This is a genomic window from Amphritea japonica ATCC BAA-1530, from assembly GCF_016592435.1.
Lineage (GTDB): Bacteria > Pseudomonadota > Gammaproteobacteria > Pseudomonadales > Balneatricaceae > Amphritea > Amphritea japonica.
Genome location: NZ_AP014545.1, coordinates 705204 through 720957, shown reverse-complemented (window position 1 = coordinate 720957; position 15754 = coordinate 705204). Strand labels below are relative to the sequence as shown.

At 49.1% G+C, this 15754-nt stretch carries 18 protein-coding genes; 12 read left to right on the top strand and 6 right to left on the bottom strand.

Annotated features, from left to right (window positions below; genetic code table 11):
- Position 1 precedes the first annotated feature (1 nt).
- The 7 genes from pdxA to AMJAP_RS03340 are packed head-to-tail and all read left to right on the top strand — an operon-like array spanning position 2 to position 5226.
- The gene (gene pdxA, locus AMJAP_RS03370; protein WP_019622900.1) at positions 2–1009 is read left to right on the top strand and encodes a 4-hydroxythreonine-4-phosphate dehydrogenase PdxA; all 1008 of its coding nucleotides are present in this window, start codon (positions 2–4) and stop codon (positions 1007–1009) included.
- A complete protein-coding gene (gene rsmA, locus AMJAP_RS03365; protein WP_019622901.1) occupies positions 1002–1808 on the top strand; it encodes a 16S rRNA (adenine(1518)-N(6)/adenine(1519)-N(6))-dimethyltransferase RsmA in 807 nt (268 codons plus the stop codon). Before pdxA ends, rsmA begins: the two co-directional genes overlap by 8 nt.
- A gap of 11 nt (positions 1809–1819) precedes the next feature.
- On the top strand, positions 1820–2206 hold the full coding sequence (gene apaG / locus AMJAP_RS03360; protein ID WP_019622902.1) for a Co2+/Mg2+ efflux protein ApaG: 387 nt from the start codon (positions 1820–1822) through the stop codon (positions 2204–2206).
- A 7-nt stretch (positions 2207–2213) separates the two neighbouring features.
- Positions 2214–3035 carry a symmetrical bis(5'-nucleosyl)-tetraphosphatase gene (locus AMJAP_RS03355; RefSeq protein WP_019622903.1) on the top strand — a complete coding sequence of 274 codons (822 nt, stop codon included), beginning with the start codon at positions 2214–2216 and terminating at the stop codon, positions 3033–3035.
- Positions 3035–3355, top strand: a complete 321-nt coding sequence (glpE, locus tag AMJAP_RS03350; protein WP_019622904.1) for a thiosulfate sulfurtransferase GlpE — start codon at positions 3035–3037, stop codon at positions 3353–3355. The genes AMJAP_RS03355 and glpE overlap by 1 nt, the downstream gene beginning before the upstream one ends.
- Positions 3356–3358: 3 nt before the next feature.
- The gene (locus tag AMJAP_RS17815) at positions 3359–4489 is read left to right on the top strand and encodes a hypothetical protein (protein ID WP_019622905.1); all 1131 of its coding nucleotides are present in this window, start codon (positions 3359–3361) and stop codon (positions 4487–4489) included.
- Entirely contained in the window at positions 4486–5226 is a 741-nt protein-coding gene (locus tag AMJAP_RS03340; RefSeq protein ID WP_019622906.1) for a pteridine reductase, read from the top strand. The genes AMJAP_RS17815 and AMJAP_RS03340 overlap by 4 nt, the downstream gene beginning before the upstream one ends.
- 16 nt (positions 5227–5242) lie before the next feature.
- Here AMJAP_RS03340 and AMJAP_RS03335 read toward each other — a convergent pair whose 3' ends face one another.
- The 5 genes from AMJAP_RS03335 to AMJAP_RS03315 are packed head-to-tail and all read right to left on the bottom strand — an operon-like array spanning position 5243 to position 9044.
- Positions 5243–7141, bottom strand: coding sequence for a M48 family metallopeptidase (locus tag AMJAP_RS03335; RefSeq protein WP_019622907.1), 1899 nt, complete (start codon positions 7139–7141; stop codon positions 5243–5245).
- 38 nt (positions 7142–7179) lie between these two features.
- Entirely contained in the window at positions 7180–7776 is a 597-nt protein-coding gene (locus tag AMJAP_RS03330) for a LemA family protein (protein ID WP_019622908.1), read from the bottom strand.
- A gap of 37 nt (positions 7777–7813) precedes the next feature.
- Positions 7814–8323, bottom strand: a complete 510-nt coding sequence (gene folK, locus AMJAP_RS03325) for a 2-amino-4-hydroxy-6-hydroxymethyldihydropteridine diphosphokinase (RefSeq protein WP_019622909.1) — start codon at positions 8321–8323, stop codon at positions 7814–7816.
- Positions 8323–8679, bottom strand: coding sequence for a dihydroneopterin aldolase (folB, locus tag AMJAP_RS03320; protein WP_019622910.1), 357 nt, complete (start codon positions 8677–8679; stop codon positions 8323–8325). The genes folK and folB overlap by 1 nt, the downstream gene beginning before the upstream one ends.
- A 50-nt stretch (positions 8680–8729) precedes the next feature.
- Positions 8730–9044, bottom strand: coding sequence for a hypothetical protein (locus AMJAP_RS03315; protein WP_019622911.1), 315 nt, complete (start codon positions 9042–9044; stop codon positions 8730–8732).
- Between the two features lie 104 nt (positions 9045–9148).
- Between AMJAP_RS03315 and plsY the strand changes: the two genes are divergently transcribed.
- On the top strand, positions 9149–9739 hold the full coding sequence (gene plsY, locus AMJAP_RS03310) for a glycerol-3-phosphate 1-O-acyltransferase PlsY (protein WP_019622912.1): 591 nt from the start codon (positions 9149–9151) through the stop codon (positions 9737–9739).
- 13 nt (positions 9740–9752) lie between these two features.
- Here the strand turns inward: plsY and tsaD are convergent, their stop codons facing one another.
- On the bottom strand, positions 9753–10787 hold the full coding sequence (gene tsaD / locus AMJAP_RS03305; protein WP_019622913.1) for a tRNA (adenosine(37)-N6)-threonylcarbamoyltransferase complex transferase subunit TsaD: 1035 nt from the start codon (positions 10785–10787) through the stop codon (positions 9753–9755).
- A 215-nt stretch (positions 10788–11002) separates the two neighbouring features.
- On the opposite strand from tsaD, the gene rpsU reads away from it, so the two are divergent.
- The 4 genes from rpsU (at position 11003) to rpoD (ending at position 15742) form a co-directional block, all read left to right on the top strand.
- Positions 11003–11218, top strand: coding sequence for a 30S ribosomal protein S21 (rpsU, locus tag AMJAP_RS03300; RefSeq protein WP_019622914.1), 216 nt, complete (start codon positions 11003–11005; stop codon positions 11216–11218).
- 45 nt (positions 11219–11263) lie between these two features.
- The gene (locus AMJAP_RS03295; RefSeq protein ID WP_019622915.1) at positions 11264–11713 is read left to right on the top strand and encodes a GatB/YqeY domain-containing protein; all 450 of its coding nucleotides are present in this window, start codon (positions 11264–11266) and stop codon (positions 11711–11713) included.
- A gap of 42 nt (positions 11714–11755) precedes the next feature.
- Positions 11756–13699 carry a DNA primase gene (gene dnaG / locus AMJAP_RS03290; protein WP_026340236.1) on the top strand — a complete coding sequence of 648 codons (1944 nt, stop codon included), beginning with the start codon at positions 11756–11758 and terminating at the stop codon, positions 13697–13699.
- A gap of 219 nt (positions 13700–13918) precedes the next feature.
- On the top strand, positions 13919–15742 hold the full coding sequence (gene rpoD, locus AMJAP_RS03285; RefSeq protein ID WP_019622918.1) for an RNA polymerase sigma factor RpoD: 1824 nt from the start codon (positions 13919–13921) through the stop codon (positions 15740–15742).
- Positions 15743–15754: the final 12 nt, after the last annotated feature.

Here is a 15754-nt window from a genome sequence, read left to right as displayed (position 1 = left end):
GATGCAATCCTATAGACTAGCCCTGACCCCGGGTGAACCCGCCGGAATCGGGCCTGATCTCTGTATTCAGATAGCTCAGCAGGGCCATGACCACCAATTAGTGGTCATTGCCGATCCGGAAATGATGCAGCAGCGCGCTCAAGCGCTCAATCTGCCGCTGACACTACTGCCATACTCAGAAGAAGAACAAGTCTGTGCTACGCCTGCAGGATCACTCTGGATATCTCCAGTCAACCTTACCGAAGCAGCAATACCCGGACAACTCAATTCAGCCAATGCCAGCTACATTCTAGAGACTCTAACCCGGGCCACACAGGGTTGTCAGAGTAAGGAATTTGCCGCATTAGTCACTGCTCCTGTGCACAAAGGGGTGATCAACGATGCGGGCATCCCCTTCAGCGGGCATACCGAGTTTCTCGAACAACTCACTCACACAAGTAAAGTCGTGATGATGCTGGCAACGGAAGGACTACGAGTTGCTTTAGCAACGACCCACCTCCCTCTTACAGAAGTCCCTGCTGCCATTACCCAGCCTCTGCTTGAAGAGGTATTATCAGTTCTGCAACAGGACCTCCAACAAAGTTTTGGTTTGAAGAATCCCAGAATTTTAATTGCCGGGCTCAACCCTCATGCCGGTGAAGGCGGCCATATGGGCAGGGAAGAGATAGAGGTGATACAGCCCGTTATTGATCGGTTGAGGCAACAGAATTTCAATCTTAGCGACCCATTGCCCGCTGATACATTATTTACTGATAAATTACTCAATACCGCTGATGCGGTACTGGCCATGTATCATGATCAGGGACTTCCTGTACTCAAATATAAGGGCTTTGGCCGCGCAGTTAATATCACCCTGGGGATGCCTATTATCCGCACCTCAGTTGATCATGGCACCGCTCTGGATCTTGCCGGAAGCGGCCAAGCCGACAGCGGCAGCTTACTAACCGCCATCAATTATGCTGCCGAAATGGCAAGTAATCGTTATAACACCGGAATAATGAATGAGTAACAAGCCAGCAGGCCACAAAGCGCGCAAAAGATTTGGTCAGAATTTCCTTCAGGATCAAGGTATTATCCGCCGTATCGTCCGGGCTATAGCCCCAGGTGAAACACAGCATCTGATCGAGATCGGCCCTGGACTCGGCGCGATAACAGAAGAATTATTAGATCTTTGCCAGCGCCTGGATGTAGTCGAACTTGATCGAGACCTGATACCTATTCTACGAACCAAGTTCTTCAGCTATGCAGAAAAATTTACCATCCATGAAGGCGATGCCCTGAAATTTGATTTCAGCTCCCTGCAGCAGCAAGATGAGCAGTTACGTGTTGTCGGCAACCTGCCCTATAACATATCCACACCGTTAATTTTCCATCTTTTAAGCTTTGCTGATCAGATTGAAGACATGCACTTTATGCTGCAAAAAGAGGTCGTAGACCGGCTGGCCGCTCAGCCAGGCGAAAGCGCTTACGGTCGCCTGGGCATCATGGCTCAATACTATTGCCATGTAGAACCGCTATTTCTGGTACCACCCCATGCCTTCGATCCCGCCCCAAAGGTTGATTCTGCCATTGTCCGCCTGATACCTTACAAAGAGCTACCTCACCCGGCTAAAGATATAGACAAACTGGCAATCGTTGTGCGTACTGCCTTTGGCCAGCGCAGAAAAACATTGCGTAACAATCTCAAACCTCTGCTCTCCGGTGATGAAATAGAAGCGCTTGGCATCGACCCTGGCTTACGTCCGGAACGACTTGCCCTGACAGACTTTATCCAGATAAGTGATTATCTGAGCAGCAAACAACTATAAAACGACGCTATATGATCTTCTCAGAAACAGCTAATAATATCGCCATTAATGTAGAAACAGCATACCTGCCGGATCAGTCTGATCCGGCAAAAAAACGCTATGTTTTTTCCTACCACATCACCATCACAAATAACGATCAGCAACCGGTGCAACTACTCCGGCGGCGGTGGTTAATCGTCGATGGCGATGAGAAAATCCAGGAAGTCGAAGGTGAGGGGGTGATCGGAGAGCAGCCCGTAATCGAGCCACAGCAAAGCTATAGCTATACCAGTGGAACCGTACTGAGTACCCGGGTCGGTAGTATGCAAGGACACTATCAAATGCAAACAAACGATGGCCAAACCTTTAATGCTGATATTGAGCCATTTACTTTAGCTCAACCGAACGCTCTGCACTGAGGAACACATGGCAACTTATGCAATCGGGGATATCCAAGGCTGTTACGATGAACTTCAGGCGTTACTGGAGAAGGTTGATTTCAGTGACAACGACAGGCTATGGCTGGCTGGAGACCTAGTTAACCGGGGCCCTAAATCTCTGGAAACGCTACGTTTTTTGTATTCGCTGGGGGATCAAGTCACAATCGTACTGGGCAACCACGATCTGCATATGCTGGCGGTCTATTATGGCGTCATCAAAACTAAACGATCTGATACATTCTCTGATATTCTAACGGCTCCCGATGCCCCTAAACTGATCAACTGGCTGCGTTTCCAACCCCTGCTTGCGACCGATGAGAAATTAGGATTCACGATGGTCCACGCTGGCATCCCTCCCCAGTGGTCACTCAAAAAAGCACACCGGCGCGCCCGCGAAGTTGAAACCGTACTACAAGGAACTCTGGCTAAGGAATTTTTCAGGCATATGTACGGCAACCAACCCACCAGCTGGTCCGGTGAACTGGAAGGCTGGGACCGACTTAGAACGATTACCAACTACTTTACCCGGATGCGCTTTTGCGACAGCGAAGGTAAAATGGAATTCTCAGCCAAAGGCACACTGGCCAGCCAGCCAGCGGGCTTCATGCCCTGGTTCAACCATAAGAGCAAAGCCATCAGGAAAAACCATCTTATTTTCGGGCACTGGGCAGCCCTGGAAGGAAAAGTAGACAAAGCTAACATATATGCCTTAGATACCGGCTGCGTCTGGGGAAATAAGCTAACAGCTCTCCGGCTGGATGATAAAGAATTGTTTTCTGTAAAAAGCAAAAAGAGGTACGGCAACTGATGGATAACTTTGAATGTATCAATATCGCTCAAGCTGAACAACTCATTGCTGAAGGCGCCGTGGTCGCTGACATTCGTGACCCGCAAAGTTACCAAGAGAGCCATATCATTAACGCCGTTCACCTGAGCAACGATTCGCTCCATGAATTCACCCAATCTGCTGATATGGATGCCCCCTTAATTATATGCTGCTATCACGGTTTCAGCAGTCAATCAGCTGCGGGCTTTCTGATCCAACAGGGTTTTGATCAGGTATATAGTCTCGATGGCGGCTTTGAACTCTGGCAGGCCAGTCGTCCCGACCAGTGTTCCAGCGACTAAAGCATGCAAACCTTTCTGGTTGGAGGAGCCGTCCGGGATACCTTATTAGGCTATCCAATCTACGATCGGGACTGGGTGGTCGTGGGCGCCAGTCCTGATAAAATGCTTGAACTGGGGTTTCGCCCGGTAGGTAAAGATTTCCCCGTCTTTATCCACCCTGATAGCGGCGAAGAATACGCCCTGGCCCGTACCGAACGTAAATCTGGTAAGGGTTATACCGGTTTTCAATATCACGCTAGCCCTGATGTCACCCTGGAACAGGATCTCATTCGCCGCGATCTTACGATCAACGCAATGGCGATGGACGATCAAGGAAAAATCACCGATCCCTACCAAGGACAAGCAGACCTGAACGCCAAGGTCCTGCGGCATGTCTCTCCGGCTTTTTCTGAAGACCCTCTGCGCGTACTCCGCGTAGCCCGCTTTCTTGCTCGTTATGCCTCAATGGGATTTAGTATCGCCCCGGAAACAATGACGCTGATGCAGACGCTTGCCGCTGGAGATGAACTGGAGCACCTGACAGCTGAACGGGTGTGGCAGGAATTTCAGCGGGCACTGGGCGAGACCTCACCCGAAGCCTTTCTCATCGCCTTACAAGAATCCAACGCTCTAGAAGCGTTATTTCCCGAGCTGACGACAGCCGCTAACCACCTGCCGACACTCACAGCGATCCGTCAGGCTAGCGATGCAAAAGTACGCTTTGCCATTTTATTACGTACCGCTTTCATTAAAGGTGCATCCCATACTGAACTGAGCATTCAAAAAATCAAAACTTTTTGTGATATTCACAGGACGCCCAATGCATACCGAGACCTAGCACTTCAGCTCTGCACCCAGTCAGACCGTCTATGCCGGTTTTCTCAGTTAGATGCGACGGAACGGCTTACGCTCATTTCTGAACTAGGGTTATTACGGCGAAGTGAGCACTTACCACTACTATTGCAAGGCTGTGAACAAATCTGCGATGAGGAGCTAACCGCTAAAAAACAACTTCCTGAGCTACTGGAGCTGTTACAGCAGATCAACCCGCAACAGCTCATGAAACAAGGTTTCAAGGGGAAAGCATTGGGAGACGCCATCACCCAGGCTCAATGGAATATTTGCCAGCAACAGATAGAGGGTACGTTAGAATGAATCAACCTGTTGCCCTGGTCACCGGAGCAGCCCGAAGAATTGGCGCTACAATAGCCCACAAACTGTGGCAACAGGGCTATCGGGTAATTATCCACTGCAACCACTCGATCTCCGACGCAGAAAAGCTCGCACAACGTTTAAATAACGACCGAGCCGATAGCGCCCTCGTCATACAAGCTGACCTGAATCATCCGCCAGAAATTTCAAAATTGGCAGAACAGGCACTGGTTTACTGGGGACGGGTAGATCTACTGATCAACAACGCCTCTTCATTCTACCCTACCCCCCTGCAAGAGAGCACAGACCAACAGTGGGACGATCTCATCAACAGCAATCTGAAAGCGGCCTACTTTCTCTCAGCACAACTAGCAGGTAGTTTAAAGCAGCAGCAAGGCTCGATTATTAATTTGGTGGACATCCATGCGCAACGAGCGCTACCTGGTTACCCAATTTATTCCATCGCTAAAGCAGGGCTTCAGATGATGACGATAAGTCTGGCGAAAGAGCTGGCTCCTGAAGTACGGGTCAATGGCATTGCTCCCGGTCCGATTCTATGGCCAGAACAAGCAGCAAGCATTAGCCCTGAAGAACAGACCGCCATAGTGAATAAAACTCTGCTGAAGCGGACTGGGTCACCGGAAGATATCGCTGAAACCTTGTTATTTTTGGCTCGCCAGAACTTTATTACAGGTCAGATTATCGCCGTGGATGGCGGAAAGTCCCTTTATAGTCACTAGTTGAAATTGGTACAGCTTAATCATCCAGACCTATCAACGGACTTTCCATTATCGCGGCTACCGCAGTAATCAACTCACGCTCAACGGGCATAATCCGTCCATCAAGCCGCACCACCTGCACCATCCCTTTCAACAATCGCTGACGTATAAAGGGAGTTGCCGCCGCCAATTCGGACACTGCCTTAGCTAAAGATTCCCGATTGCACTTTTCTTGAGAGACCGGTTTCAGCGTATAAAAACCTGCCACGCCAGCGCCGCGAGTAAAGGCTTTAATGCTGATATCCTCAGAACTCTCCCCATGATAAGCCAGCATAGAGGTAACCAGGGCGTAAGGCTCTTTTAAGGTATCCAGCACTTTATGACGATTCTCGCGTTTTCTCGCCATGCCAAAATGCGCATCACAATAGCGACTCACTAATTGATAAAGCACCCATTCAAACAGATCTATCTGCTGATCTGCTTGCACAACCTGAAGCAGCAGTCGTTTAAACGCTTTATATTGATGAACTGACTGGGACTTCAAAGCTGGAATCGTCAACTCAATCAGCTGCAGGTACGCTTCACGGGGAAGGCCTGCGAATAAGGGCAAGCAGCGCCCTAAACGCTTTGACAACGCCATATCCTGTTCCGTAATAAGGTGCAGCTGCTTATCCTTGATAGCACTATCACCATCCAGCAGTAATCCTAGCAATACTATCCGGGCATCATAGGGATCACGAGCCAGACTATACAGGTCACTGTCAGCCCCTGATGCCCCTGATGCCCCCGTTTCCTCCGACTCCCCAGACGCATAATCCATCAACTCAACACCTGCAAGCGTGCCAATCAGACGATCAACAACTTCTTTTTTAGGCTTGGCTCGATCAAAATCAGGGGTAGAGTCTGTCACTAACGGTTCTGGATTAAGATACTCACCATTCCAGCGCGGTTCTATCTTTCGAATACGCTGATCCAGCGGCGGATGAGTCGACCATAACCACCCGGGCATCACCGCCGTAAAAAACAGATGACCTGCCTCCTGGCTGCTGGGGTGATTCATATGCCCCTGGAACGAGCTTCCGCCAATCACTTTCAGCGCCCCGCCTATACCATCAGGATTACGGGTAAATTGCACAGCCGAAGCATCCGCCAGAAACTCACGCTGCCGGCTAATCGCCGCTTTTAGCATGTTACCCAACAAGACCCCGCACCAGCCGATAATCATCAGCCCCAAACCCAGCAACACCAGATAGCCGCGACTGGAGTTACGCGACTTACTTGAATCAACCCACCAACTGGTGCGGCTACTGGCAAACATTCGTCCAAGCTCGCCGAAAAACACCATGCCATGCAGCATGATCAATAAACGCATATTGAGACGCATATCGCCGTTAAGTATATGACTGAATTCGTGGGCAATAACGCCCTGCAATTGATCCCGGTTAAGCCCATCCAAAGCCCCCCGAGTCACACAAATAGCAGCATCGGTCAGACCAAGACCGGCTGCAAAAGCGTTGATACCCGTCTCTTGACGCATAACATATACAGGCGGCACTGGCACACCTGCTGCCAACGCCATCTCCTCTACCACATTAAGCAATTGTCTTTCGCTACTATCTGCCGTCGAATGAAGTATCTGACTGCCGCCAAACTGTTCAGCAACCGCGCCACCTCCCTGCTTTACATCAAGCCATTTCAGCCAGGCTGCAAAGATCAATAGCAGACCTATCGCTGTCGCCACAATAAAAATACGTTCCCAACTGAGGTAATCTAGAAATACTCTGTCCGGCAGAGACAGAGGGTCATCATTTACCCAGAGATACCAGGCAAACAAGAGATTAATCAGGCACACCATTGCCAAATTAAGAAGAATAAAGAGCAGTAACAACACACGACTGCTCTTACGGGCCTGATCTTGAGCCGCATAGAAATTCATTTGCAGAACCTACATTGGAGCACTCTAATTTAAAGCCTTCAGAAACTAACTTTAGGTGCAGCCTGAAGCTGTTCTTTGTCCGCAAACTCTAATAAAGACGCATCTTTAACGTGCCCAAAAGTTCCTGCCAGAATCACCGGAGGAAAGCTCTGCTTATAACTATTGTAGTCAGTGACAGCATCATTAAAAGCCTGGCGAGCGAAGGACACACGGTTCTCAGTTGAGGTAAGCTCTTCACTTAACTGGCGCATATTGGTATCGGCTTTCAGATCAGGATAATCCTCCACCACAATACTTAACTTACCCAGCGCCCCTTGCAGGCCCCCCTCGGCTTTAGCAAGTTGCGACAATGCCTGTGCACTTTCCGGGTTTGCTGCAGCGGCCTTAAGTCCTGCCATCGCTTCATTTCGGGCAGCAATGACCGCCTCCAGCGTTCCACGCTCATGCTCAAGATAAGCTTTAGCGGTTTCAACCAGATTTGGAATCAGATCGTAGCGCCGCTTTAATTGCACATCGATCTGCGCAAAGCTGTTCTGAAATCGATTTTTAAGCGTTACCAGGCGGTTATAAATAGCCACTACATAAAAGACTAGTATTGCTATAACAACTAAAAAAATGAGTGATCCGGTTCCCATCATAAGCTCCTTTATTTTCCCAATACCCGTCAGTTATTCATGCAGAAAGGTCTCTCTCATGCCAAATAAAAGACACAGGATTTAACAATTGTTTCTCTTTATCATAATCCAGCCATAGTTGCTGATAAGTCTCCGCCAGCACCGGATGTCGTTCTTTTGGGGCGAGCTCCGCTAAGGGCCACAGTACAAACGCATTCTCTGTAATCTCTTCCCGGGGAAGAGAAACACCTTCAATATCACCAATCAAAGCATCATAGGTAAGGAGATCGATATCAAGCGTACGACCACTAAACCTTGGCGACGTCCGACAACGATCATTATCATCCTCCACCTGTTTCAGCTGCTTACTCAGCTCCCCGACCGACAGTTCGGTTTTAAACGACGCCACCAGATTGTAAAAATTATCACCATCAAACCCAACTGACTCACTCTCATAAACAGGAGAGAGTTCCAGCTTTTCAAACAGCGCATCCAGCGCATCCAGACAACGTCCAATATATAATTCACGATCGGCATTACTACCGATACTGACAAATACCTGAGCCATCAGAAACGCTCCCCCCGTTCAATAATTACACCCACATCTCGAGCAGTGGGCACTGCACCTGGCTTACCCAGCTTTAGCTTCAACCAGCGCACGCCAAACTCACTTAACACAATCTGAGCAATCTCTTCGGCCATCGTTTCTACCAATAGAAATTCACTGGTTTCAATAAAGCTGATAAGTCGGTCAGATACGGTTTTATAGTTAAGGGTACTATCAATATCTTCAGAAGCAGCCGCCGCTTGAATATCCGTAGCCATCTGAACATCCAGGCAAACTACCTGACGAATCTCTCGCTCCCAGTCGTAAATTCCAATAACGGTTTCGACCTGTAAACCCTCAATGTACACAATATCCAAGACAAAACCCTTACAACACAATAATTAATTTGAGCCCCGAAATAAAAAAGTCAGAATACAGTTTTCAGCTCTCTCTGAGAGCGAGTCCAGCCTGTTTTTATGATCATCTGCCCTTTAATCTGGACCATCATATAACGCCCATCTTTTTGCCAGATAAGTCGGCGAGTTGAGCAATACTCCCGCTTCAGCTTAATAATACGATTGCAGGTTTTTTTGCTACTAACCCGCATCGTTTCCCGACCCCAGTGAGCGTAGATAAGGTTGATATTATCGCCCGCGCCAACCCGACTGCCATCATCCATTCTAAAGCCAGCAAAACTCATATCGGCCAATAATATCATCATCAAGCCTATAAACTTCTTCATCCCTGAACCTCTTTCCTGCACCAATAGCTTTCATCCTGAGCCTAAGTGCGTTATATAAAATACAATAACTATATTAAAGAAAACTTAAAACCACGGTAAGACATATGATCGCAGCGGATGCCACCATAACACTCTCCGTCATGTTCGCAGCTTATCTGTTGGGCTCCATCCCCACGGCGATTCTCGTTTGTCACTTTATGGGGATAGGCGACCCCCGTCAACAGGGCTCAGGCAACCCCGGTGCAACGAATGTATTACGGGTGGGAAGTCGATCGGCAGCACTGCTTACGCTCACTGGCGATCTGAGCAAAGGAATGCTGGCAGTCTCAATTTCACAATGGCTGGGACTGGACCTGTTTAACCAGGCATTAGTGGGTATATCCGCATTGATTGGACATGTCTGGTCAATATTTCTAAGGTTTGGCGGTGGTAAAGGCGTTGCAACAATGCTGGGGAGTTGCCTGATTCTCGATTACCGACTGGGGCTTGCACAATGCGCTATCTGGTTATCATTATTGGTCATTCAAAGAATTTCATCGCTTGCCGCCGTAGGTATGGCAGTTATCAGCCCGATTATCTGTTGGCAACTCACTCCGCAAATTTTATTACCTATGATTATGATGTGTTGCTTATTATTAGCCACCCATCATCAAAATATTCGAAAGCTATTGAATGGCAGAGAGAGCCAGCTTTAACCCTGGTTCTCTGTCACTTTTGCTTTATAGGCTCCAAACTGTCCATCGGCCAGCGTGGCTGACACTGGATGGACAAGTCACTACTCTGCCCTGCCATGAGGCGCTGGCAACCTGCATAAGCGATCATCGCTCCGTTATCTGTACAGAAGCGCGGGCGAGCATAGAACAACTGAGCTCTCTCCTTCTTTACCATCACTTCTAAACGATCACGTAAACGTTGGTTTGCACTGACCCCCCCAGCAATAACCAACTCCTTGAAACCGGTCTGCTGGAGCGCGCGACGGCACTTTATCGCCAAAGTATCGACAACAGCTTCTTCAAACGCTGCCGCGATATCACAACGATCCGTTTCAGACAGCACACCATCCACTTTCAACTTATTTGCGGTATTCAAGGTAAAGGTTTTCAGACCACTAAAACTGAAATCAACGCCGGGACGATCCGTCATTGGCCGCGGAAAACGAAACCGCTTTCGATCCCCTTTTTCAGCAAGACGGGCAACTTCAGGCCCACCCGGATAATCCAGACCCAACATTTTAGCTGCTTTATCGAAGGCCTCTCCAGCCGCATCGTCCAACGATTCTCCAAGCAAATTGTATTCACCAATCCCCTCGACTTTAACCAACTGCGTATGACCCCCAGAAACTAACAACGCCACAAAAGGGAACTCTGGCGGCTGTTCTTCGAGCATCGGGGCCAACAGATGACCTTCCATATGATGTACCCCAATTGCAGGCACCCCCCATGCCAGCGCCATAGCCCTGCCGGTAGACGCTCCTACCATCAAGGCACCAATCAAACCAGGACCCGCAGTATACGCAACCGCATCTATCTGATCGGCAGACGTTCCCGAAGAAAGCAGCACCTCATTTACCAAAGGCAGCAGTTTACGCACATGATCCCGGGAAGCCAGCTCAGGGACCACACCGCCATATTCCGCATGCACAGCGACCTGACTATAGAGAGCATCACCCATTAGCCCTGCCTCACTATCATAAATAGCTACACCGGTTTCATCACAGGAGGTTTCGATTCCTAACACGCGCATTAGTTACTGTTCTCACTACAAATACAGAAAGAAGCCAGCGATTCAAATCGCTGAGTCATTAGAAGGACGCCATTATCCTTCAATTTAACAATCATTTCATCGTATTTAGGCTTTACACTGCAGGTCCATAAGAATAAAATACCGGCCCTTATTGGCAAGCTGAGTCTAAACTCAGTGGAACAGACATCAAATATTCTTAAAGGACAGGTATTTATATGCCAGCAGTTAAAGTTAAAGAAAACGAGCCATTTGACGTAGCTCTGCGTCGTTTCAAGCGTTCTTGCGAAAAAGCCGGTGTTCTGGCTGAAGTTCGTCGTCGTGAATTCTACGAGAAGCCTACTTCTATCCGTAAACGCAAGGCTGCTGCTGCTGTTAAGCGTCACCTGAAGAAAGTTCAGCGCGAAAACCAGCGTCGCGTTCGTCTGTACTAAGATCTTCACCACGCATTAAACAGCCCTAATAGCCAGGAGAGCGGAATGTCTGAACTGAAGCAACGCATCAGTGATGAGATGAAAGCAGCCATGCGCGCGAAAGCAAAAGCACGCCTTGGCACTATCCGCATGATTCTGGCTGAGCTCAAACGCATCGAAGTCGATGAGCGTATTGAGCTGGATGATGCCCGCGTACTCGCGACGCTGGACAAAATGCAAAAACAGCGCCGCGATTCGATCGAGCAGTTCAATGCTGCAAGTCGAGATGATCTGGCCGATATTGAGCAACAGGAGCTTCTTGTTATCAAGGAGTTCCTGCCTCAACCTCTTACCGAAGCCGAACTTACCGCTATTGTTAATACCGCTGTGGCCGACTCTGGCGCACAAGGCATGCAAGAGATGGGTAAAGTTATGGCCCTGGTTAAGCCTCAGGTGCAAGGCCGCGCCGATATGGGTGCTATTAGCCAACTCGTCAAAAACCGCCTGAATAGTTAAAATAACTGCTGGACCCTCATAATCAGCAGGTAGCTACTCATTATGGCTGGACGCATTCCACAAGCCTTTATCGATGACCTTCTCGCTCGCGTCAACGTGCTTGATATCGTTGAAGCCCGCGTAAAGCTTAAGCGTACCGGGAAAAACTATTCCGGCCTGTGCCCCTTTCATAAAGAAAAGTCGCCCTCCTTTACTGTCAATAACGAAAAACAGTTTTATTACTGCTTTGGCTGTGGCGCCGGAGGCAACTCTCTCGGCTTTCTGATGGAACATGATCGTCTAAGCTTCCCGGAAGCCGTCGAAGAGCTTGCCAAACTGGCCGGCATTGATATGCCCAAACAAGAAGGACCAGTAGATCACCAACGCGAACAACGCATAAAAGATATATACGCCCTACTTGAAGAGGCCAGCGAATATTATCAACAGCAGTTGCGCGAACACTCCACCAAAGACAGTGCTGTAGACTATCTGAAAAATAGAGGCCTTACCGGCCAGTTTGCTGCACGCTTTGGCATCGGCTATGCCCCTCCTGGCTGGGACAACCTGCTAAAAAAACTTGCTCGAGACAACGATACAAAGCTACGTTTAGAGCAGGCTGGCATGCTCATCCATAAAGAGGATTCAGAGCGCTACTATGATCGATTCAGGGAGCGTATTATGTTCCCTATCCGTGATATGCGCGGGCGTGTTATCGCCTTCGGAGGTCGAGTTCTCGGTGATGAGAAGCCAAAATATCTGAACTCCCCTGAAACCGATACTTTTCACAAAAGCCGTGAACTCTATGGATTGTACGAAGCACGAAAATTCAACCAAAGCCTTGATCGACTAATTATCGTCGAAGGCTATATGGATGTAGTAGGCCTGGCCCAATACGGTATCGGCTATGCTGTCGCAACACTGGGCACCGCAACGACAGCCCAACACCTGGAACGTCTATTAAAAATGGTCCCCGAGGTCATCTTTTGCTTCGATGGCGACCAGGCCGGCAGAAAAGCAGCCAAGCGCGCACTGGACACAACAATGCCAGTCATTACCGATGGCAAGCAGGCACGATTCCTGTTCCTGCCTGACGGTGAAGACCCCGATAGCCTGGTCCGACAAGAAGGCTGTGATCTATTTGAAAAACGTATCCGCGAAGCCCTTCCGCTATCAGACTTCTTCTTCAAGACACTTGAAGAAGGCGCTGACATGAGCTCACTGGACGGACGCGCCCGGTTCAGCAATGAAGCACTGCCGCTAATTGACCAGATGCAACCCGGTATTCTTAAACAGATGATGCAGGAAAAAATATCCGAACTAACCGGACTCAGCCTGGAACAGCTGATCAGCGTCAACAACCTGCAGGAAGCAACCAGCCCGCCACCGGCATCAGAACAGGACTACTATCCGGCAGAACCAGCCTACCAGGAAGACGGATACTTCGAATATCAGCCTGAACACTCCCATCAGGATTTTGGAAACACCAAACAGAGCAAGTTCAACAAAAAAGACCGCAGATTCGGCAAAGGCAACAAAAAGCCCCGCCCACTGCCGCCCGGCGGATCAGCAGTACATATAAACCCGAGCAGCACAGCGGTGTCTATCTTACTGCACCTGCCAACACTAGCCCCTCAGTGCGGCGACCTTGCTATACTCTCTGACTCCGACGATACCGCAGAGCAGCTGCTTTACCAACTTAGCCTTTATCTACAAGAAAACCCCGGCATGACTCCAGGCATCCTCGCTGTGGACTGGCAGGAAAGTGAGTTATTAAGACCCTTAATTCAGCTACTCAATGAAATTGCCCACCAGGCCCCCATTATCGTCACCGGTAATGCTCAGCAAGTATTAACTGACTGCTTAAGCCGACTCCAGGAGCGCCACCTTGACCGGCGAATACTCCTGCTTAAGTCACAGCCCCACCTCAGCACAGAGGACAAAAAACAGCTGAATCAACTAATCATGCAGCAAGCTGGCAGCCGATTAAGAAAAACGCCTGAAAAATAACCACCAAACCATTGAAATATACTAATTTACCCCCACCTAAACAGCTATAGAGCATACGCGAACATTTTTTTCACATTTCCACACCAGCACATTGAAAAATAGTCTATTTTTTATAGATGAAATATACGCTTAAGACTCTGTAATCTGTAGAACTTAACCCCCGCAGTCGCTATAATGTCGGGCTAATTTTTCCACTTTCGTCATCATTGAAGGGCAACTATGTCAGATACCTCACAGCAGCAGTCACGCCTCAAGGAACTGATCGCACGAGGTAAGGAGCAAGGCTACCTTACTTATGCTGAAGTTAATGACCATCTGCCACAAGATATCGCCGATCCGGATCAAGTCGAAGACATCATCCGTATGATCAACGATATGGGCATATCCGTTACTGAAGTTGCCCCTGATGCAGAAACCCTGCTGATGACAGAAGGCGATTCAGCAGAAGTAGAAGCTGACGAAGAAGCTGTTGCCGCACTGGCAGCAGTTGAATCTGATGCGGGTCGCACAACAGATCCTGTGCGCATGTACATGCGGGAAATGGGTACGGTAGAACTACTGACGCGCCAGGGCGAAATCGAAATCGCCAAGCGTATCGAAGAAGGTCTGCGTGAAGTAATGGCCGGATTGGCCGCATTCCCAGGCTCCGTAGAAGCTATTCTGACAGCCTACGATGTAACCGTCGAAGAAGAAGGCCGTCTGAGCGATATCTTCAGCGGCTATATCGACCCGGATGACGGCACAGAGATACCATCTGCAGCTCAACAGGCAGAAGCAGCAGCCGCTAATGCCGGTAATGACGACGATGAAGAAGAAGAGAAAGAACGCGGGCCTGACCCAGAGGAAGCCAAGCGTCGCTACGGACTAATCCGCAGCACCTACAAAACCTATCTAAAAGCTGTTGAGAAAGACGGTCGCGGTAGTAAAACCGCAGCCAAGGCTTTCGAAGAGCTTGCAGAAGCATTTTCACCGATCAAACTGGCACCCCGCTACTACGATATGCTGGTGACCAATGTCCGGAGCTCCATTGAGAACATCCGTAAGCAAGAGCGGATGATCATGCAGATCTGTACTCAACGTGCAAAAATGCCGCGTCGCCAGTTCATTAAAGAATTCCCGGGCAACGAGACTAACAGCGAATGGCTGGATGGTCTGATCAACTCTGATTCCGAATATGCACGCCCTCTTAAGCGTCACGAAATAGAACTCCGCAGAGCACAGAAAAAACTGGTTCAGGCAGAACAAGATATTCACCTGACCCTGAACGAAATAAAAGAAGTCAACCGTCGCATGTCGATTGGCGAAGCTCGTGCCCGGCGCGCGAAGAAAGAGATGGTTGAGGCCAACCTGCGTCTGGTTATATCTATCGCTAAAAAATACACCAACCGAGGCCTGCAATTCCTGGATCTTATTCAGGAAGGCAACATCGGCTTGATGAAAGCGGTTGATAAGTTTGAATACCGCCGTGGTTACAAATTCTCAACCTATGCAACCTGGTGGATTCGTCAGGCAATTACACGCTCCATTGCCGACCAGGCACGCACCATACGTATTCCGGTTCACATGATCGAAACGATCAATAAGCTAAACCGGATCTCTCGCCAAATGCTTCAGGAAATGGGCCGCGAGCCTTCTCCGGAAGAGCTGGCAGAGCGCATGGACATGCCTGAAGATAAGATTCGTAAGGTACTGAAGATTGCTAAAGAGCCGATCTCTATGGAAACCCCCATCGGAGACGATGAAGATTCCAGTCTGGGTGACTTTATCGAAGACGTAACCATCAGCTCCCCGGTAGACTCCGCCACCGGCGAAGGCCTTCAGGAAGCAACCAAAGAAGTTCTGGCCGGTCTGACAGCCCGTGAAGCCAAAGTACTGCGCATGCGTTTTGGTATCAACATGAACACTGACCACACTTTGGAAGAGGTTGGTAAACAGTTTGATGTTACCCGTGAGCGTATTCGGCAGATCGAAGCCAAAGCTCTTCGCAAGCTACGTCACCCAAGTCGCTCAGACCATCTGCGCAGCTTCCTTGACGAACATTAAAATCTTTTAAAT